Here is an 18,755-nt window from a genome sequence, read left to right as displayed (position 1 = left end):
CCCCGTCCAGGGGCCGTCCATGTTCCCCCGGATCGAAACGGGGACAGGATGGCAGCTTCGCCTCACAATTCAGAAGGTCTGGCGCGCGGCGCACGCATGCTGCGCACAGCGCTCGGACCTGCGATCGCGCGCTATCTCGACGACGCCGGCATCGTCGAAGTGATGCTTAATCCCGATGGACGTTTGTGGATCGACCGCCTGTCCGAGGGGTTGTCCGACACAGGAGAGCGTTTGTCAGCAGCGGACGGCGAGCGCATCGTTCGCCTCGTCGCTCATCATGTCGGTGCCGAAGTCCATGCCGGCGCCCCACGTGTCTCGGCCGAGCTGCCCGAGACGGGGGAGCGGTTCGAAGGGCTTCTTCCTCCCGTCGTCGCGGCGCCCGCCTTCGCGATCCGCAAGCCCGCCGTCGCCATCTTCACCCTCGAAGATTATGTCGCGACCGGAATCATGTCGGCGCAGCAGGTGGACGCGCTGCGCCAGGGCGTTGCCAACCGCGCGAACATCCTCATTGCAGGCGGCACCTCCACGGGCAAGACCACGCTGATCAACGCGCTGTTGGCCGAGGTGGCCAAGACCGTCGATCGCGTCGTGATCATCGAGGATACGCGGGAACTGCAATGCGCAGCGCCGAATCTCGTGGCGATGCGAACGAAAGACGGTGTCGCGTCGCTCTCCGATCTTGTTCGCTCATCGCTGCGCCTGCGCCCCGACCGCATTCCAGTCGGAGAGGTGCGCGGGGCCGAGGCGCTCGAACTGCTCAAGGCCTGGGGCACCGGCCACCCCGGCGGCCTTGGCACGATCCACGCCGGCAGCGCCATAGGTGCGCTCCGAAGGATGGAGCAGCTGATCCAGGAAGCCGTGGTCACGGTTCCACGCGCGCTGATCGCCGAGACGATCGACCTGGTTGCCGTCCTTTCCGGCCGCGGCTCAGCCCGCCGACTGTCCGAACTCGCCCGTGTCGATGGCCTGAGCCCGGACGGCGATTACCGGGTCGCGCCAGCCGTCCTCGAGGGCGACGACAGCCCGACCTTGCTCATCCAAAGCCCTGAAGGAGAAATTCCATGATCCAACGCCTGCGCCTCGCGCGCCATCGTCTCGCCATGACCGTCTCCGGTGCCACGCTCATCCTGGTGATGGCCGCGCCCGCTTATGCCTCCGGCTCGTCAATGCCGTGGGAACAGCCGCTGCAACAGATCCTCCAATCGATCGAAGGTCCGGTCGCCAAGATCATGGCGGTGATCATTATCATCGTAACCGGCCTGACGCTCGCCTTCGGCGACACGTCTGGCGGCTTCCGCCGGCTCATCCAGATCGTGTTCGGCCTGTCCATCGCTTTCGCGGCGTCGAGCTTCTTCCTGTCGTTCTTCTCGTTCGGCGGCGGAGCGCTGGTCTGATGGCGGGCGCTGTCGAACAGGGCGGCCCAATGCCGGATTATACAGTGCCCGGCTATACGGTCCTTGTACACCGCGCGCTGACGGAGCCGATCCTGCTCGGTGGCGCCCCGCGCGCCATTGCGATCATGAACGGGACGCTCGCGGGCGCCGTGGGGCTGGGGCTGCGTCTGTGGCTCGTCGGCATCGCCATCTGGGCGATCGGCCATGTTGCCGCAGTCTGGGCGGCCAAGCGCGATCCGCTTTTCGCCGACGTCGTTCGCCGGCACCTGCGCATACCCGCGCATCTCACGGTCTAAGCGAGGTCGCACCTATGATGAACCTTGCCGAATATCGCAACCGCAGCAGCCGGCTCGCCGACTTCCTGCCCTGGGCGGCATTGGTCGGCGCTGGAATCGTCCTCAACAAGGACGGCAGCTTCCAGCGCACCGCGCGTTTTCGCGGTCCCGATCTCGACAGCGCCGTGCCGGCCGAACTGGTCGCCGTCGCCGGCCGGCTCAACAATGCCTTCCGCCGCCTCGGCTCCGGCTGGGCGATCTTCGTCGAGGCACAGCGCCATGCCTCGACGCGCTATCCCGACAGCAGCTTTCCGGATGCGGCCTCGACGCTGGTCGATGCGGAGCGCAAGGCGGGCTTCGAGGAGGCCGGCGCGCATTTCGAGTCCAGCTACTTCCTGACGCTCACCTATCTTGCGCCCGCCGAAGACACCGCCCGCGCGGAAAGCTGGCTCTACGAAGGGCGGGAGAAGAAGGGCCTCGACCCCAATGAGGTGCTGACCGGGTTCACTGACCGCAGCGACCGCGTCCTGCGCCTAGTCGAAGCCTTCATGCCGGAGTGCCGCTGGCTCGATGACGCCGAGACGCTGACATATCTGCATGGCTGCGTCTCGACCAATCGCCACCGTGTCCGCGTTCCCGAAACGCCGATGTATCTCGATGTCCTGCTGGCCGACCAGCCGCTGACCGGCGGGCTTGAGCCGCGGCTTGGCGCGTTGCATCTGCGCATTCTCACGGTCACGGGGTTCCCGACCGCGACCACGCCGGGTCTGCTCGACGAGCTGAACCGGCTGGCCTTCCCGTATCGCTGGTCGACACGCGCGATCCTGCTCGACAAGACTGATGCGACCCGGCTGCTGACAAAGATCCGGCGTCAATGGTTCGCCAAGCGCAAATCGGTCGCCGCGATCCTCAAGGAGGTGATGACCAACGAGGCGTCCGTCCTCGTGGACACCGACGCCGCAAACAAGGCCGCTGATGCCGACATGGCGCTCCAGGAGCTCGGCGCCGACTATGCGGGCATGGCTTATGTCACCGCGACGGTGACTGTTTGGGACGATGATCCTGGCATCGCCGACGAGAAACTGCGCCGGGTCGAAAAGGTCATCCAGGGCCGCGATTTCACGGCAATTATCGAAACCATCAACGCCGTCGACGCCTGGCTCGGCAGCCTGCCGGGTCACGTTTACGCCAACGTCCGTCAACCTCCCATCTCCACCCTCAATCTCGCCCACATCATTCCGCTTTCCGCGGTGTGGGCGGGCGAGGTGCGGGACGAGCATCTTGCAGCGCCCCCTCTGCTTTTCGGCAAGACCGAAGGCTCGACCCCGTTCCGGCTTTCGCTTCATGTCGGCGACGTCGGCCACACGCTGATCGTCGGCCCGACAGGCGCGGGCAAGTCCGTGCTCTTGGCGCTGATGGCGCTGCAGTTCCGCCGCTATGCGGGGTCACAGGTATTTGCCTTCGATTTCGGCGGCTCGATCCGCGCGGCGGCACTCGCCATGGGCGGCGACTGGCATGATCTCGGCGGCGATCTCAGCGATGGAGCGTCCGATAGCGTCAGTCTTCAGCCGTTCGCGCGCATTCATCATGTCCCCGAGCGCGCCTGGGCCGCCGACTGGATCGTGGCGATCCTGACGCGTGAGAATGTGACGATCACGCCTGAGATCAAGGAGCATATCTGGACGGCGTTGAGTTCTCTGGCGTCCGCGCCTGTCGAGGAGCGCACCATCACCGGCCTGGTCGTGCTGCTGCAATCAAACGATCTCAAGCAGGCATTACGTCCCTATTGCGTCGGAGGTCCCTATGGCCGCCTGCTCGATGCCGAGCACGAGCATATCGGATCGGCGTCGGTCCAGGCATTCGAAACCGAGGGGCTGATCGGAACAGGTGCCGCGCCCGCCGTCCTGTCCTATCTCTTCCATCGCATCGAGGACCGGCTCGATGGCTCGCCAACCCTTCTCATCATCGACGAAGGCTGGCTTGTGCTGGACGATGAGGGCTTTGCCGGCCAGCTCCGCGAATGGCTAAAGACGCTGCGCAAGAAGAACGCCAGCGTCATCTTCGCCACGCAGTCGCTCAGCGACATTGACGGCTCGGCAATCGCGCCCGCGATCATCGAGAGCTGCCAGACCCGGCTTCTCCTGCCGAACGAGCGCGCCATCGAGCCGCAGATCACGGCGATCTATCGTCGATTCGGCCTCAACGATCGGCAGATCGAGATCATCGCGCGGGCGATGCCAAAGCGCGACTATTACTGCCAGTCCCGACGCGGCAACCGGCTGTTCGAGCTCGGTCTGTCGGATGTGGCACTCGCGCTCTGCGCTGTATCCGCGAAGACCGACCAGGCCGCGATCGCCAGCATCGTCGCCGAGCATGGCCGCGACGGGTTCCTCGCTGCCTGGCTCACCCACCGTGGCGTCGGCTGGGCCGCTGAACTCGTTCCCGCCCTAACCAGCCCCGCCCTCACCAACAAGGAGAAGTCCCCATGAAACAACGCCGTTCCCTTGGCATGCGGTTCGCCGCCGCACTGCTTGTCGCTCCTGCCGCGCTCTCGCCGATGCTGGCGACGCCGGCACAGGCCTTGATCGTTTTCGATCCCTCGAACTATTCGCAAAACGTCCTGACGGCAGCGCGCTCGCTCGAACAGATCACCAACCAGATCACCTCGCTTCAGAACGAAGCGCAGATGCTCATCAACCAGGCCCGCAATCTCGCGAGCCTGCCGTTCTCCTCTCTGCAACAACTCCAGCAGTCCGTGCAGCGTACGCAGCAACTGCTCGGTCAGGCGCAGAACGTTGCCTATGACGTCCAGCAGATCGATCAGGCTTTCCAGCAGAAATACGGCAACGTCTCGCTGTCGGCTTCGGATCAGCAACTCGTCGCCGACGCGCGCTCGCGCTGGGGCAACACGGTTGGTGGCCTTCAGGACGCTATGCGTGTGCAGGCGGGCGTCGTCGGCAACATCGACACCAATCGCAGTGAGATGTCGGCGTTGGTCGGCCAGAGCCAGGGTGCGACCGGCGCGCTTCAGGCAACACAGGCCGGCAACCAGCTCCTCGCGCTCCAAGTGCAGCAGCTCGCCGATCTCACCGCTGTCGTCGCCGCGAACGGTCGGGCGCAGGCGTTGCAATCGGCCGAACAGGCCACCGCCGTCGACCAGGGCCGAGAGCAGCGCCGGCGCTTCCTGACGCAGGGCTCGGGCTACCAGCCCGGCAGTGCGCAGATGTTCTATGGCAAGAACTGAGGTCGGCGCGATGGAAGGCAAGCTCCTCGCTCGCATCGGCGCGGTCATGTTCATCGCGGTCGCTTTGACAGTGACCGCGATCGAGATGAGCAGCAAGGACGATGAGCCTGACGCCCTTGGGACACGGGACCGTTCCACCGCGTCACAAGACCCGCTCGCGTTCGAATTGCGCCGCTGTTCCGGGATCGGCGAGGCCGGTCCTCGCGATCCCGGTTGTCTGAAAGCGTGGGGAGAGAGCCGGCGCCGGTTTCTCGCTCCAGGTGACTCGGCAACGGCGCCTGCTGCCGTTGCCCCGAAAACGTTATTCCCTGATGTGCCGGCGTCAGCCGACCGGAAAGGAGGGACGCGGATGGATGTGACCACTCCCGCGATGCAGGTCGAGCCTCCTCGGCCGGAGGCTCGCTGACATGGGCGGCATGGGCGTCATCGACCATTTCCTCGAAGTCTTCACGCGCTACATCGACAGCGGCTTCGGCCTGCTCGGCGGGGAGGTCGGCTTTATCGCCACAACCCTGATCGTCATCGACGTGACGTTGGCTGCGCTCTTCTGGTCCTGGGGTGCGGACGACGACATCATGGCGCGCCTCGTCAAGAAGACCCTATTCGTCGGCGTCTTCGCCTATCTCATCTCCAACTGGAACAATCTCGCCCGCATCGTCTTTGAAAGCTTCGCCGGGCTTGGCCTGAAGGCCTCGGGTACGGGTTTTACCGTCAACGATCTCATGCGCCCGGGCAAGGTGGCGCAGACCGGGCTCGATGCCGGCCGGCCGTTGCTGGACTCGATCTCGAACCTGATGGGCTATTGGTCCTTCTTCGAGAACTTCATCCAGATCGCCTGCATGTTCTTCGCCTGGGCGCTGGTGCTGCTGGCCTTCTTCATCCTGGCAATCCAGCTTTTCGTCACGCTGATCGAATTCAAGCTGACCACGCTCGCCGGTTTCGTGCTCATTCCCTTCGGTCTGTTCGGCAAATCCGCCTTCATGGCCGAGCGGGTGCTTGGCAACGTCATCTCGTCCGGCATCAAGGTGCTGGTGCTCGCCGTCATCATCGGCATCGGCTCAACGCTCTTTTCCGAGTTCACCGCGGGGTTCAGCGGCAACACGCCGTCGATCGACGATGCCATGGCGATCGTGCTGGCCGCGTTGTCGCTGCTCGGCCTTGGCATATTTGGACCTGGCATTGCCAACGGCCTCGTCTCCGGCGGCCCGCAACTCGGCGCGGGTGCTGCGGTCGGCGCTGGGCTCGCCGTCGGAGGCATGGCAGCAGTCGGCACTGCGGCCGGCGGCGCAGTCGTGTCTGGAGGCGCGGCTGTCAGTGGCGGTGCTGCAGCGGCGGCCCGTGGCGGTGCCGCCATGGCGGGCAGGGCGTCCACAGCCTACGGCCTCAGCGCGGCCGGAGAGTCTGGCTTTTCTGGCGTCGCATCCGGGCTCGGCGGTGTCATCAGAGCCGGCGCCCAAGGTGCCATCTCACCGCTCAAGCGTGCGGCCAATAATGCGGCAGGCAGCATGAAGCACAGCTACCAGTCGGGCGCTCGCGCTGCCTTCGAGACGACGGGCGGGTCATCCACGGCTGGCACAATCGGCGCGAACGCGCCCGAAGCCGGCTCCGCACCCGTCGCGTCCTCCGCAACCGAAAGTCAGCCAGCCTGGGCGAAGCGCATGAAGCGCTCGCAACAGATGACCCATGGCGTCCAGGCCGCCGCCCACGCCGTTCGCAGTGGCGACAGCCATGGCGGCGGCTCCTCGATCAACCTCTCTGAAAGTGACTGAGCATGTTCAAACGACCGTCCACGCACTACGGCAAGTCCCCACAACCCGAGACCCCCTACCAACGCGCTGCTCAGCTCTGGGACGAGCGCATCGGTTCGGCTCGCGTGCAGGCGCGCAACTGGCGCACCATGGCCTTCGGTTGCCTGGCGCTCGCCGCGGGGTTCTCGGCCGCGCTCATCTGGCAATCCGCCAAAGGCTCGATCGTGCCTTGGGTGGTGCAGGTCGATCGTCTCGGCCAGGCGCAGGCTGTGGGACCTGCGGTCGGCGACTATCAGCCGAACGATCCGCAGATTGCCTTCTACCTGGCGCACTTCATCGAACAGGTGAGGTCGATCCCCGCCGATCCGGTCATCGTGCGGCAGAACTGGCTGCGCGCCTACGACTTCGCGACGCAGGGCGGGGCGCTGGCTCTCAACGACTATGCGCGCGCCAATGACCCGTTCACCAAGGTCGGCAAGCAGCAGGTCGCCGTCGATGTGTCGTCGGTCATCCGCGCATCGCCGGTGAGCTTCCGAATCGCCTGGGTCGAACGCCGCTATCAGGACGGCTCACTGGCTTCCACGGAGCGCTGGTCCGCCATCCTCACCATTGTCGTCCAGCCCCCGCGCGACGCTGATGCGCTGAGGAAGAACCCGCTTGGAATCTACATCAACGCCATCAACTGGTCGAAGGAGCTTGGACAATGATGCCCGTACTCTGCAAAGCCGCCCCCTGGGGGCGTCCGGTTTTCCTCATCCACGCAATGCCGGCCTTCCGCAAAATGGCCCTTCCAGCGCTTTTGCTTTGCACTTCGGCGCTTGCGGGCTGCGCCACCAGGCAGAAGCCGCCGGAGATTTCCTATGACGATCCGGTCCCGGCCGTGCATGCCGTCGATCCGCCACCGCCCGTCAAGGTGGTGGAGCTGTCGAAGCCGCTGCCGCTTCCAGGCCAGTTGAAGCCGGTCGGCAAGGCCGCAAAGCCCGACCCGGAACCGACCGATCCGACCGCGCGCGTGAACTTGGCCAATGCGGCCGCGCGCGTCCAGCCTGTCCGCAACGGCTTCATCAACTCGATGCAGGTCTATCCATTCGTCGATGGCGCGCTCTATCAGGTCTATGCCTCGCCGGGGCAGATCACCGACATCGCGCTCCAGCCCGGCGAGCAGCTCGTCGGTTCCGGTCCCGTCGCCGCCGGCGACACCGTGCGCTGGATCATCGGCGATACCGAGAGCGGTACGGGCGCGGCCAAGCAGGTCCACATACTCGTCAAGCCGACGCGCGCCGACCTTCTCACCAATCTCGTCATCAATACCGATCGGCGTACCTATCACATGGAACTGCGCTCGACGCCGTCGACCTATATGGCGTCGGTTTCCTGGCAATACCCGCAGGACCAACTCATCGCCTTGCGCAGGCAGAACCAGCAAGCTGAGGCTGCACAGCCGGTCTCGACAGGCATCGATCTTTCTCGCGTCAATTTCCGCTACGAGGTGACGGGCGATCGCGCACCGTGGCGGCCGCTGCGCGCCTTCGACGATGGCAAGCAGGTGTTCATCGAGTTCCCGCGGGGCATCGGCCAGGGTGAGATGCCGCCACTCTTCGTGGTAGGGCCGGAAGGCGACACGTCCGAGCTGGTCAACTATCGCGTGCGCGGCAACTACATGATCGTCGACCGGATGTTTGCCGCCGCCGAGTTGCGCCTCGGCGCCGGCAAGAACCAGAGGCGCGTCCGCGTCTCCCGCACCGATGGGGTAAGGAGCAGTCGATTTTCATGGATGCATGGCCCTGGTGAGACCCCGCCAGCGACGAACCTCCGAACAGGCAGGGGAGGGTCGTCATCATGAGCGACAAAATGGATCCCGGGAAGAAAGAAGGCCGGGGGCCGGCGAATGACGCCCGGCCGGAGGCACCGGTCGAGGATGACGCCCGGCCGTTGACAGGTGAGCCGGCCGCGGCCATGCGGCTGCGCGCCGAGCCGTCGCGCGTGACGCGTCTGTCCCGCAAGGCGTTGGCCGGATTGGGGCTCGCCGCTAGCCTCGCTGTCGGCGGTGCGCTGATTTACGCGCTTCAGAACCGTCAGCAAGGCCAGGGTCAGGAGCTCTATTCAACCGATAATCGTTCGACGCCCGATGGGCTCGCCGGTCTGCCAAAGGACTATACGGGCGTTCCAAAGCTTGGCCCACCGCTTCCCGGCGATCTCGGCCGCCCGATCCTCAACGCGCAGAATGGCGGCCCGGCGAACGGAGCGCCGTCGTCGGGCTCGGTCGGACCGGATCCAGAGGAACAGCGCCGGGAGCAGGAACTGGAGGCGGCGAGGACCGCGCGTCTGTTCGCGTCCACGCAAACGCGGCCCGCTAGTGACGCGACTGTCGCTCGAGCCACGACAGACACCATGCCACAAACCGATCTCGCCAACCTTGGCCTCGCGCCGCAGTCAGCGACGCCCTCGGCGCAAGACCGCCAACTTGCGTTCCTCGACCAGCCGCCTGACAAGCGCACCGTCTCGTCGGATCGTGTTGCGGCGCCGGCGTCGAAAAACGTCCTGCAGGCGGGCGCCGTCATCGCAGCTGCCCTCATCACTGGCATTCGCTCAGACCTGCCCGGTCAGATTACCGCGCAGGTGACGGAGAATGTCTATGACAGCCCCACCGGACATATCCGTCTCATTCCGCAGGGGACGCGCCTCATCGGCCAGTATGACAATGGGGTCGGCTTCGGCCAGCGTCGCGTGTTGCTGGTATGGACCAGGCTGATTTTTCCTGACGGCCGCTCCATCGTTCTGGAACGTGAGCCTGGCGCGGACGCTGAGGGCTATGCCGGTCTCGAGGACGGCGTCGACTATCACTGGGGCGAGTTGTTCAAGGCTGCAGCACTTTCCACGGTTCTGAGCATCGGCGCGCAAGCAGGCTCATCGGGCCAGGAGAGCGACATCATGCGCGCTCTTCGCCAGGGTGCTTCCGACAGCATCAGCCAGACAGGCCAGCAGATCGTCCAGCGGCAGCTCAACATAGCGCCGACGCTCACCATCCGACCGGGATTCCCGGTGCGGGTGATCGTCACACGCGATCTCGTGCTCGAACCTTATGGGGGGCTGAAATGGCCAAGCTGAAACTGGGGCCAATCGCTGACGACAAGCCTGTCAAGGTCATGGTGGAACTCCCTGCGGCACTGCACCGTGATCTGACGGCTTATGCCGAGATCCTCGGCCGCGAAGCGGGGCAACGGCCCGCCGATGCGCCGCGCCTCATCGTTGCGATGCTGGAGCGGTTCATTGCGACGGATCGAGGCTTTGCCAGGGCAAAGCGTTCGGAGGGTGGTTAGAGGCTGGACGACTGAAGTCAAACCGGGTCAGTCGCACCTCCCAGTCATGGCGTGACTTCAGAAATCGCGCCGCGGCGTCCCGAACTTCCTCCATTGACAGGGGTAGGCCCGGGTCGCGTTGCGGCCACCAGGTTTCTTGCGGTCCCAACCAGGCGCAGAAGCGCACGCTTTGGGTTCGATTCCAGCCACACCGCCTTAATCGAACTGATGCTGTGCTGACCGTCGATGGGTTTCCATACTGTAGCGTCGATGGCGACTGTCCTGGCAAAACCTTCGCCCGCCAGAGTAACGCCTTGACCGAGTTGCACCTTGAGGATGACCGTCGCTTCGCTCGCGCGACATATTTGAATAGCGGGGCCACCACCTGCGGCAATCTTTTCCAACAAAACCGGATCCAGCGGCGATCCGACCGAAACAAGCAGGCAGGTATCTGCAAGATCTGCCCATGTGACCGCAGACCTTTCAGCAAGCGGATGGTAACAGGGCAGGAGAATGAACAAGCGCTCGTGTCCAAATAGCTCGCTGCGGCATAAGGCGCCGTTCTCGAGCCCGTGCGTGAACACGATGTCAAGGCGCCGGCGACGTATTGCCGCCAGACACTGATCATGGGGAACGTCCTCGATGGCGATGCTCACGTCCGGATGCAAGCCGCGAAATCGATCGACAAGCCGCGCCACGAACGCCCGTCCTATCTGACCGCACAACCCTATCTTGACTGTTTTGGCATCCTGGTCGCCAGGACCACCTCCGGCCATGGCATCTTGCAACCCTTCATAATGAGCCCGGACGAGGTTAGTCCAGGCCCGGCCTGCTTCGGTCAGCCGAACGCCATGGACGTCGCGGTCAAACAACTGCATGTCCAGCAATTGTTCGAGAGCAACGATGTTGCGGCTGACACAGGATTCCCTCACCCTGAGAACTCTTGCGGCCTGCCTGAGGCTGCCATGGTCGACAGCCGCGAAGACATGGTCCAAACGACGCAACGTGTTGTTGACCTGTCTCAAGGCACAGGAGCCTATTCCTGCGCGGCGGCGACGCTAACCGGCAGGGTCGGATACAAGCTGGTTTCGTAGACGTACTCGTGCGGAATGGCCGGAGCGGCCATCTGGGAAAGGTATCGGTTCAGGTTTTCCTCGCTATTGCTCGCCGCGAGACTACAGAAATTTCCGCTGTTCCAGGTCAGGGCGCAGTAGCTGAAATGCTGGCGTATGGCGTCGGCCATCTGTGCCAAAGTCACCTCATTGCCGAACATCGTATCCAGAACGAGGGTTTGCTTCTTCTCGATTTCATCTGGGGGAAAATAGCGCGCCTTGAACCCAAAATCCTTCTGGTATTCGCGACGCCTGTAGTCCGGCTCCTCGGTTGCCCGGAACTTTTCGACGAAGACGAAGATTCCGTCCTGCTTGAGGTGCTGGGTCACGAATTCGATCTGGCTTGCTCTGTTGGGCGAGTACATCTGAAAGGTCGTATCTTCGAGAATGATGTCGAACCCGTGGGCAAAATTTGCCAGTCGCGGATCTGAACGCAGGACGTCCTTTGTCAAATGATGAAAGGGGCCGACGAAGAAGTCAGCGTGCGGCGGTTCGCCATAAGCCATGAAGCAATTGTAATTCTCCGCGTTCGGGCTGCACGACAGTGTGCGTATCTGTCCCTCCGACAGTTCGGACAGTGTCCTCGCCATCGTGCCTTCCGCTGTTCCAAGGCTGTATAGCGAATGCGGACCACCACGATCCCGTGCGTATTTCAGCATTGCGTAGGCCGTCCGGCACTCCTCCTCCAATCTGTAGGGAATGCTGCCGTGATAATGCTGGTCAAAAAAGCCTTGTCGTGCCGCATGCAGGCTGACCAGGCCGCGCAGCAGTTCATCGCTCGGCAGAAGCCGGGCGTCGGCGACGGGCTTGCGGATTGGCATCCCGCTCTTGCCAGCGGCGGTCGCCGCGAAAAAGCCTGCCAGTCCGTTGATCCGTGGGCCGTGGTCGCACTCAGCCAGAAAGTCGTCGAGTCCACGCATCGCAGTATGCCTCCAACACCGTTCCATTGGTGAGATGCCGATACGTCGATGGGGGAAATTCCACCAAGATAAGTGGGGTCTAATATTTCACCGGGCTCAAGTATTGGCTGAGCCAACTGGTAGGCCTGCCGGATACAGGCGGCTTTCACTCGTTTGCCATTTTTTCGCTAAAGTCACATCTTCTACCAATCCAGAGTTATTTGCGTGTTGTTCAGCAACCCATGGTTCGCCACATCATGCGACGACTGGCCGCTCGCCAGTAAGGAGGCTGCGGATACGTGAATACTCTTGCCCTCGACCCGACCGAGAACCGCCGGTCACGCCACCAATCGCTTGCCCACAAGTATGAGAATTGGGGCAGCGTACGGGCGGACGTGGTCAAAAGAACCGGGCTTGAGCGCCAGGAAACAAGAATCCTGCAGCCAAACCATTTGTTCCTGATGAACCTGAAGGGCACGGCGTGCCGCGGAGAAGACATCGTGGATGGGCGCCGGATTGCCTTTTTGCCGCGCCGGGCCGGTTCGATAATCTTCATGCCCGCCGGCAGTGATTGGAATGGGTGGGACGAGGGGGACGCGACCGCTTCCTACCTCCTAGTCTCGATTGCAAAAGAGTTCGCCGACGATGTGTTTGCGGGAACGGCTCGCCATCGCCCGGCAGTGCTGCCGCCGTCGATCGGGTTTCGGGACGGCACTGTAGAGTTGGCGTTGCAGAGGATTGCCTTGGAGCTCAAGCAGCCTGACCCCATCAGCGCAACGATGGTGGAGTGCCACGCCACGCAATTGCTCGGCCAAATGTTGAGGTTGAACGGCTTCCATCAGGAGCCGGCAAAAGGCGGTTTGTCATCGTTCGATCTCAAGCGGGCGGTGGACATGATCGAGACGTTGTCGGACGGCAGACCTACGCTCGCCGATCTGGCGAAAGAGATTGGGGTTAGCCGGTTCCATTTCTGGAGGGCCTTCAAGCAGTCGACAGGCATGACGCCGCACGCATTCATTGCGCAGCGACGGCTGGAGCAGGCCGCGGACATGCTGCGATCGACCAGTCTGTCGGCGACGGAAATCGCGATGGAATGTGGTTTCGGCAGCTCGAGCCATTTCACGACCGCCTTTAAGCGGGCATTCGGCGCGGTCCCGACGGAGTTTCGTCGTAACTGCAGAATCTAGCCCGCCGCTTGTCGGTTCTCAGCAAGTATCGGAAAACCCCAACATCACAGTAAAGCAGGCTTGGCGGAAGACGGTATCCGTCGGCGGTCAGCCGGATACGCCGCTCATGTCAAACCTGGTTCGAGTTCATCATGGCAAAGGACGGGCCGGCCGGTCCAGTCCCTGCCTCGGATTCCTGGCCAGCACGCTATCGGCGGCCGTTGCCCGAAACGGCTACTACATCGCATCCGCCTGGATTCTCGTCGAGCGAGGGTACGGAACCGCCGGCGTGGCGACGTTCCTTGCGATCGTCAGCGTTGTCGAATTCATCGCGAGCCCTCTGGCCGGTGTAGCGGCGGATCGATTTGACAGGCGATGCTTGAACGTTGCGGCAGACCTCAGCCGCTTCGTCGTTATGCTGGCTACCGCTTGCGCGCTTCTCGACATGGACGTGTTTGTGATTATCTGTCTGTCAGCGGCCCTCTTTTCGTTTTGCGACCGTGTCGCGCTTACAAGCTCTCAATCAATGATCCCCGTGATAGCTGACGGCCGCGATCTTGTAGCCTCGAATTCCGCCGTCTTCTTCGTCATGCAGGTCGGCAATCTCGGCGCAGCTTTGCTTGCAGGGCCTTTGCTGCATGATCGCTCCCCAGTCCTGCCATTCACCGTTATTGCTGCCTTCTTTTTGTTTTCATCGGGCTGCCTAGCCTTGATGCGGCTGCAACCGGTTTCGCGTGATGTCCGCTTCGCCAAAATCTCGGCAGCACAATTAGATCCAAGCCTGCGTCGTCTCATCGGCGTCTACGCGCTTCTCTACACAAGCGCGGTGCTTGTCAGCGTCATGGGATCTAGCTTCGTCTTCCAGGAGCAGAAGGGTACTGCCGCGGATTTCGGCTACCTTGAGGCTGCATGGTCGGCGGGCTCACTGATCGGTGCGGTCTCTCTATTCCGGATTGAAAGAGCGATGAGTACCCACGTGCGGCATCTCATGCTTTTGGGCTTAACGGCGCTGGTACTCATGGCGCTGGCATCTCTGCCCACGCCCTGGACAGTGATCCTTTTTGTCGCGCTCGGATTTCTATACAATCTTGGACGCGTCAGCGTTGAAGTCACATTGCAGTCGCATGTATCCATTTATCTTTTGGGCCGGGCCAAAGGCATTATGCATAGTGTGGCCGTGGTGCTCGGGTTACTCATCTTCGGCATCGCCGCCGCTGTCGGAGATCGAGCATTTCCTTCGACGATTTTCTTGAGCTTTGGCGTGGCGCTCCTCGTCAGTATTTTGTGTTTGAGCGTGGGTGTAATTCAGACACGAGAAAAAGGTGAAACGTGAGGTGGAAGAGCTAACAGCAGGCGTAGATGCGAAACAGGCAGTCCTGGGGTCGCTGACGGCACTCTACCCCTGGATGAGCCCATACCATTCCCGGCCGATCCGTGATTATGCGTTTCGCCTGTTTACGGCGCCGGCTTCGGTTCCCATGCCAGAAATCCGGCTCCGAGCCTTCACCAAACTACTCGACATCATCAGGAAGGCAGCGACACGAAACGGGTTGTCTGCCGATACCGCCTTGGAAATCTGCAGGGATTTCCAAAGGCGCCGCGTGTTGCAGACAGGCCCTCATTTGTTTCTCCTCCTGGAGCCGGAAGCCTATTATACGCATATCTTCAGCCTCCTTGGTCTCTCGGCGCATGGCTGTTCGACCTACGTTTCCTACGCCGTTTCGACGGTGAATCTCGTCGAAAAGCCACGCAAGGGACCAGGCTGGATCACCGTTGACGGCAAGCCGGTCAACGTCTTTGGCCTGAGCCGAAGCCGGATGATCGGATACAGCCTGCTAGCCGGGCCGGGACCTTACAGGTTCGAGTTGTTACCGACGGAGCCAAGCACTGGCGGAGACGCGCTCACGCTGCTTCGTAGCCTTCTGCCGAAGACGCAATTCGAGCGGCCCGCGCACGCCATCAAGGCAGCCAATCTCATCCTTTGGCCAAAAATGTTCGGAGGCCGCTTCGCCTTCCTGCAGATCGACGACGAGGATGTTGCCGACCTGGTGGCCAACCATCTGTCGGAGGAAAATTCCTGGCTACGCATGAGACTGCTGGAAGACCCGAAGTTCGCTTCCAACATCCTTGCCGGCCTCGACGGACTCGCGTCTGGCCCGTGGAGTGGCTGGCTCGCTCGGGGTACTGATTTCTTCTGGTTCTATGAAAATGGCAAACGCCGTCCGCTGCGTCTGATCGCCGGCGAACTCATCGATCCTGCGACCGGTATGAAGGTGGCGTGCTTCACAGCCCCCGACATTCTCGAGCGGCTGGCAAACCGCAGCCTTGTCCCGAATCTCCTGCTGATGTTTCTGGTTTTGTCGATCCTGCCCGGCGTGCGCGCGCTTGGAGGCAGCTATCAGCCGATCTACTACCCCCTGATGCGCTATGTCGTCTGCCGGGCGCTCAAGGCCGCAGGTGTGGATGAAGATCTTCGGCAGGCTCTCGCAAACGAGGACATACCGGGTGCCTGGGGACATCGGGTAATTGAGTGTGACGATGATCCGCTCGAACTATTCCTAAATGGCAGGAACCGTGGGTTGATTGGTCTTATCGACCGCCTGGGCGACATTTCCTTCGCCGAGGCATGTGGAACCATGAGAGGCTTCGTGACTGATCCGTCGTGGCATGAACTTCACAGCCGGTTGCGGAACGGGCTGATTGCGCCGACCGATGAGGAATGGGCTTTTTCCTGAAAGGTCCTATGCACTTCCTATTTGTACGCCGGTTACGAATGGCAGCTTTGCGCCCCATGTCGGTCATTGAGCAAGCCATAGTTGCATCCGAAAGCGGACACTTCCGCCAACGGCCACCTTTGCGCTTACCGGCTATCCCAACGGAGCAACAGGCGGTTACGCTCGACGCCGCTCGGCGCCTCGGTAATCGACGCTCTTCAAAATTCAGCCTGGATTGGTGCCGTACTGACGAAGCCAGTAGCACTAACGCCTTCCCGCCCTGGGCCGCGTTCGCTATGTCTGGCCGCGCCGTCCGCCTTGGATCCACCTGATGTGCCCAGGACAGCTTGTATGACCACAAGCTAATATGCTACCTTGCACAATGCGCGGATTGCTGGCACTTGGAATGCTGGTTTTGGCGGCTACAACAGCAGCCGCAGGTGAGCAGTTGTTCGACTCCATCGCCGCCGGCGACAAGGGTGCCGTGGAGCAAGCCCTGGCAGGCGGTGCCGACGTCGACAGCCGGGCGCGCGACCAGGCAACGCTGCTCATCGCTGCAGCGCTCGATAACCAGCCGGAAATCGCCGACTTCTTGCTGGCCAAGGGTGCCGACATCATGGCGCGTAACTCGGGCGGCTTTACCCCGCTTCATGCGGCGGCCTTCTCGGGCAGCCTGCCGATCGCCAAGCTGCTGCTGGAAAAAGGCGCGGTGCTCGACGATGCCGCCAACAAGGCGGGTGCTACGCCGTTGCTGGTGGCCGGCGAGGAAAACCACATTGAACTGGCCGAGTTCCTCATTGCGAAAGGTGCCAATGTGAACCATGCCGAGGGGCATGGCTACATGCCGATAACGCGCGCATTCTGGAAGGGCAACACGGATATCATACGACTTTTCAAACGCCATGGTGCTACCTGCCAAGCCAAAATTCTTGGCAAGGCGAACGCGGCGAAGTGCGCCGAGATCCACGATTAACGGAGGATACAGATGAGCACGATGATCAAGCCACGACTGGTTCGGAGTTTGGGGACGGCTGCCCTGGTCGCGGTAGCTGTGGTCGCCGGCGCGGGATCGGCATGTGCCGACGATTCGGTAAACACCGGCTATTTTGGTGGTGTGGCGATCATGGGCTACGACACGGTCGCTTACTTCACTGACGGCAAGGCCGTGAAGGGCTCCGAAGAGTTCACTTATGAATGGCTGGGGACACCTTGGCATTTCGCCAGCAAGAAACACCAGGAAATGTTCATGAGCGAACCGGTCAAGTACGCTCCTCAATATGGCGGGTACTGCGCCGGCGAAGTCGTGGGCGGGGGGGTCACGGTCAATGTCGATCCTGAGGCATTCAAGATTATCGACGGCAAGCTCTACCTGATCTACGACGTCGACAATGCGGATGATTTCGCCGCGCATGCAGCTGAAAATATCCCGAAAGCCGATGCCAACTGGCCGAAGGTCGCGGCCAATTTGGAACTCGATCACTATCATTGAGACGCGCGTGTGCGTCTACCGAACCACGGTGAAGTGAAACACCTTGCTTGTATTGGCATAGGAGTAGCTTTTGCCGGCTGCGTCGTTGCGTCTGTAGACGGGACCACAGTCGGGGCGACCGAACAGGTTCTCGCTCTGCTCGCACAACAGATCGCCATCGACGTAGACGGTCTCGGTGACTAGCCGCGTCGTAGAGCGGAAGGCCGCCTTGCCGTCGCTTCCGATCTGAAGGAAGGCTGGTTGGAGACCGGGTTCGATCTGGCCTTGCAGTGTATGGCCAATGACGAGGGACGCGATCTCGGCACCCTTTAACTGGTCCTGTTCGGCCGGGGTAAAGCCGAAGCGCCATTGGGGGAGGCCCGCCTGGCGCAGTGCGGCGACGAGTATCGCCAGATCCTGCGGATTCCGAAAATGTGCATGAGTCATCTCCCACCCAGCCAAAGAGTCCACGTAGCTGGACCCTGCTACGAGGCGGAGCCCCTCGGCGATTGCGGCTTTCGCATCCGGTAGGCGGCCGCCGCGGACATACGCCGCAGCGAGCGTAAACCGAAAGTTGCCAACCGTGGACGCATCGTCGCGTGTGTGCTCGAGAGTCTCGATCGCTTTCTCGACATTGCCCTGGAGCAGAAAAACCAGCCCAGCAGTTTCCCGGTTGATCGCTGAGAGGTCGGGGTCGAGCCTGAGCGCCGTCTCGACCGCAGTGGCTGCCTCGGCATGATTGCCGGCGTAGAACTGAACATATCCAAGGGCTGCTTGCGCCTCTGCATCGCCCGGACCGATTGAAACAGCCTTCTTGGCAGAGGCAATCGCATCTTCGTAGCGGCGATTCACGACCTGCATGATCCCAAGAATAGCATAGGGCGACGAAAGGTCAGGGTCGAGTTCCAAAGCTCGGCTCGCCTTCTCATATGCTCTCTTTCGTGCTGGCGCGCTCTGGATGACGTCGTTGAAGGCCTCCCGCCAGATATAGATTGTGGTGCGCGCGTCGGCCGCGAAGGCTTCGGCAAAGGCGGGGTCAAGCTCCTCCGCCTTGTCGTAGAGCGCAAGCGCCTCCCGCAGCCCGGCCTGCAGGACGCTGCGTGACGCCGTCTCGGCTTGTAGATAGTAATCATAGGCCTCGAGATTGCTCGTCGGCGGCCGCGCCATGCGCTCGCTTTCCGCTGCCGAAGGTTGCATGCCAAGCGCCTTGGCGATCTCGCCGCTCATCTCGTGTTGGACGGCAAACACGCCGGCCATGCCACGGTCGAACCGGTTGGCCCACAGATTGTCGCCCGTTGCCGTATCGATGAGCTGGGCATTGAGGCGGATCTGGTCGCCGGTGCGGCGGACGCTCCCCTCGACAACGAAGCGGACGCCAAGGTCGCGCGCGACGTCCGCCAGCGCTGCAGGCTTGTTCTTGTAGGCGAACACCGAGT

19 protein-coding genes are annotated in these 18,755 nt (G+C 62.3%); 16 read left to right on the top strand and 3 right to left on the bottom strand.

Translation table 11 applies throughout. The features are described from left to right. Positions 1-48 precede the first annotated feature (48 nt). From trbB to NKH38_RS30230, 11 genes are read left to right on the top strand one after another with little or no spacing between them, the layout of a single operon-like run. Positions 49-1,065 carry a P-type conjugative transfer ATPase TrbB gene (gene trbB, locus NKH38_RS30280; RefSeq protein WP_023697514.1) on the top strand — a complete coding sequence of 339 codons (1,017 nt, stop codon included), beginning with the start codon at positions 49-51 and terminating at the stop codon, positions 1,063-1,065. Then, the gene (locus tag NKH38_RS30275; protein WP_023673516.1) at positions 1,062-1,394 is read left to right on the top strand and encodes a TrbC/VirB2 family type IV secretion system protein; all 333 of its coding nucleotides are present in this window, start codon (positions 1,062-1,064) and stop codon (positions 1,392-1,394) included. Before trbB ends, NKH38_RS30275 begins: the two co-directional genes overlap by 4 nt. Next, positions 1,394-1,690, top strand: coding sequence for a VirB3 family type IV secretion system protein (locus tag NKH38_RS30270; protein WP_023673515.1), 297 nt, complete (start codon positions 1,394-1,396; stop codon positions 1,688-1,690). The genes NKH38_RS30275 and NKH38_RS30270 overlap by 1 nt, the downstream gene beginning before the upstream one ends. Before the next feature lie 14 nt (positions 1,691-1,704). Further along, positions 1,705-4,158 carry a conjugal transfer protein TrbE gene (trbE, locus tag NKH38_RS30265; RefSeq protein ID WP_352765131.1) on the top strand — a complete coding sequence of 818 codons (2,454 nt, stop codon included), beginning with the start codon at positions 1,705-1,707 and terminating at the stop codon, positions 4,156-4,158. Further along, positions 4,155-4,913 carry a P-type conjugative transfer protein TrbJ gene (gene trbJ / locus NKH38_RS30260; RefSeq protein WP_023697516.1) on the top strand — a complete coding sequence of 253 codons (759 nt, stop codon included), beginning with the start codon at positions 4,155-4,157 and terminating at the stop codon, positions 4,911-4,913. The genes trbE and trbJ overlap by 4 nt, the downstream gene beginning before the upstream one ends. A gap of 10 nt (positions 4,914-4,923) precedes the next feature. Beyond that, positions 4,924-5,319, top strand: coding sequence for a putative entry exclusion protein TrbK-alt (gene trbK-alt, locus NKH38_RS30255; RefSeq protein ID WP_352765133.1), 396 nt, complete (start codon positions 4,924-4,926; stop codon positions 5,317-5,319). A gap of 1 nt (position 5,320) precedes the next feature. Continuing rightward, a complete protein-coding gene (gene trbL, locus NKH38_RS30250; RefSeq protein ID WP_023690476.1) occupies positions 5,321-6,682 on the top strand; it encodes a P-type conjugative transfer protein TrbL in 1,362 nt (453 codons plus the stop codon). A 2-nt stretch (positions 6,683-6,684) separates the two neighbouring features. After that, a complete protein-coding gene (trbF, locus tag NKH38_RS30245; protein WP_023697518.1) occupies positions 6,685-7,368 on the top strand; it encodes a conjugal transfer protein TrbF in 684 nt (227 codons plus the stop codon). Beyond that, positions 7,365-8,504, top strand: coding sequence for a P-type conjugative transfer protein TrbG (trbG, locus tag NKH38_RS30240; RefSeq protein WP_023697519.1), 1,140 nt, complete (start codon positions 7,365-7,367; stop codon positions 8,502-8,504). Before trbF ends, trbG begins: the two co-directional genes overlap by 4 nt. Further along, on the top strand, positions 8,501-9,769 hold the full coding sequence (locus NKH38_RS30235; RefSeq protein WP_023673789.1) for a TraB/TrbI/VirB10 family type IV secretion system protein: 1,269 nt from the start codon (positions 8,501-8,503) through the stop codon (positions 9,767-9,769). The genes trbG and NKH38_RS30235 overlap by 4 nt, the downstream gene beginning before the upstream one ends. Next, a complete protein-coding gene (locus tag NKH38_RS30230) occupies positions 9,757-9,981 on the top strand; it encodes a DUF2274 domain-containing protein (RefSeq protein ID WP_023673788.1) in 225 nt (74 codons plus the stop codon). Before NKH38_RS30235 ends, NKH38_RS30230 begins: the two co-directional genes overlap by 13 nt. 44 nt (positions 9,982-10,025) lie before the next feature. Here NKH38_RS30230 and NKH38_RS30225 read toward each other — a convergent pair whose 3' ends face one another. Next, positions 10,026-10,985 carry a LysR family transcriptional regulator gene (locus NKH38_RS30225; protein WP_084013102.1) on the bottom strand — a complete coding sequence of 320 codons (960 nt, stop codon included), beginning with the start codon at positions 10,983-10,985 and terminating at the stop codon, positions 10,026-10,028. A gap of 11 nt (positions 10,986-10,996) precedes the next feature. Beyond that, a complete protein-coding gene (locus tag NKH38_RS30220; protein ID WP_352765138.1) occupies positions 10,997-11,992 on the bottom strand; it encodes a class I SAM-dependent methyltransferase in 996 nt (331 codons plus the stop codon). A gap of 278 nt (positions 11,993-12,270) precedes the next feature. Here NKH38_RS30220 and NKH38_RS30215 point away from each other — a divergent pair, with 278 nt between their 5' ends. The 5 genes from NKH38_RS30215 to NKH38_RS30195 all read left to right on the top strand — a co-directional run bounded on the left by NKH38_RS30215 (position 12,271) and on the right by NKH38_RS30195 (position 17,340). Beyond that, positions 12,271-13,158, top strand: a complete 888-nt coding sequence (locus tag NKH38_RS30215; protein ID WP_023808432.1) for a helix-turn-helix transcriptional regulator — start codon at positions 12,271-12,273, stop codon at positions 13,156-13,158. A gap of 106 nt (positions 13,159-13,264) precedes the next feature. After that, positions 13,265-14,470 (top strand): MFS transporter, encoded by a 1,206-nt coding sequence (locus tag NKH38_RS30210; RefSeq protein WP_023673783.1) that lies wholly within the window; start codon positions 13,265-13,267, stop codon positions 14,468-14,470. Next, on the top strand, positions 14,460-15,872 hold the full coding sequence (locus NKH38_RS30205) for a hypothetical protein (protein WP_155921727.1): 1,413 nt from the start codon (positions 14,460-14,462) through the stop codon (positions 15,870-15,872). Before NKH38_RS30210 ends, NKH38_RS30205 begins: the two co-directional genes overlap by 11 nt. 361 nt (positions 15,873-16,233) lie before the next feature. Beyond that, positions 16,234-16,824 carry an ankyrin repeat domain-containing protein gene (locus NKH38_RS30200; protein ID WP_031214344.1) on the top strand — a complete coding sequence of 197 codons (591 nt, stop codon included), beginning with the start codon at positions 16,234-16,236 and terminating at the stop codon, positions 16,822-16,824. A gap of 12 nt (positions 16,825-16,836) precedes the next feature. Beyond that, on the top strand, positions 16,837-17,340 hold the full coding sequence (locus tag NKH38_RS30195) for a YHS domain-containing (seleno)protein (protein WP_023707420.1): 504 nt from the start codon (positions 16,837-16,839) through the stop codon (positions 17,338-17,340). 15 nt (positions 17,341-17,355) lie between these two features. Here the strand turns inward: NKH38_RS30195 and NKH38_RS30190 are convergent. Next, positions 17,356-18,755 (bottom strand): tetratricopeptide repeat protein (locus tag NKH38_RS30190; protein WP_352904731.1); only part of this gene is annotated, 1,400 nt, incomplete at its 5' end.

Source organism: Mesorhizobium sp. M1078 (assembly GCF_040318615.1).
Taxonomy (GTDB): domain Bacteria; phylum Pseudomonadota; class Alphaproteobacteria; order Rhizobiales; family Rhizobiaceae; genus Mesorhizobium.
This window is presented reverse-complemented; position numbering and strand designations above follow the sequence as displayed.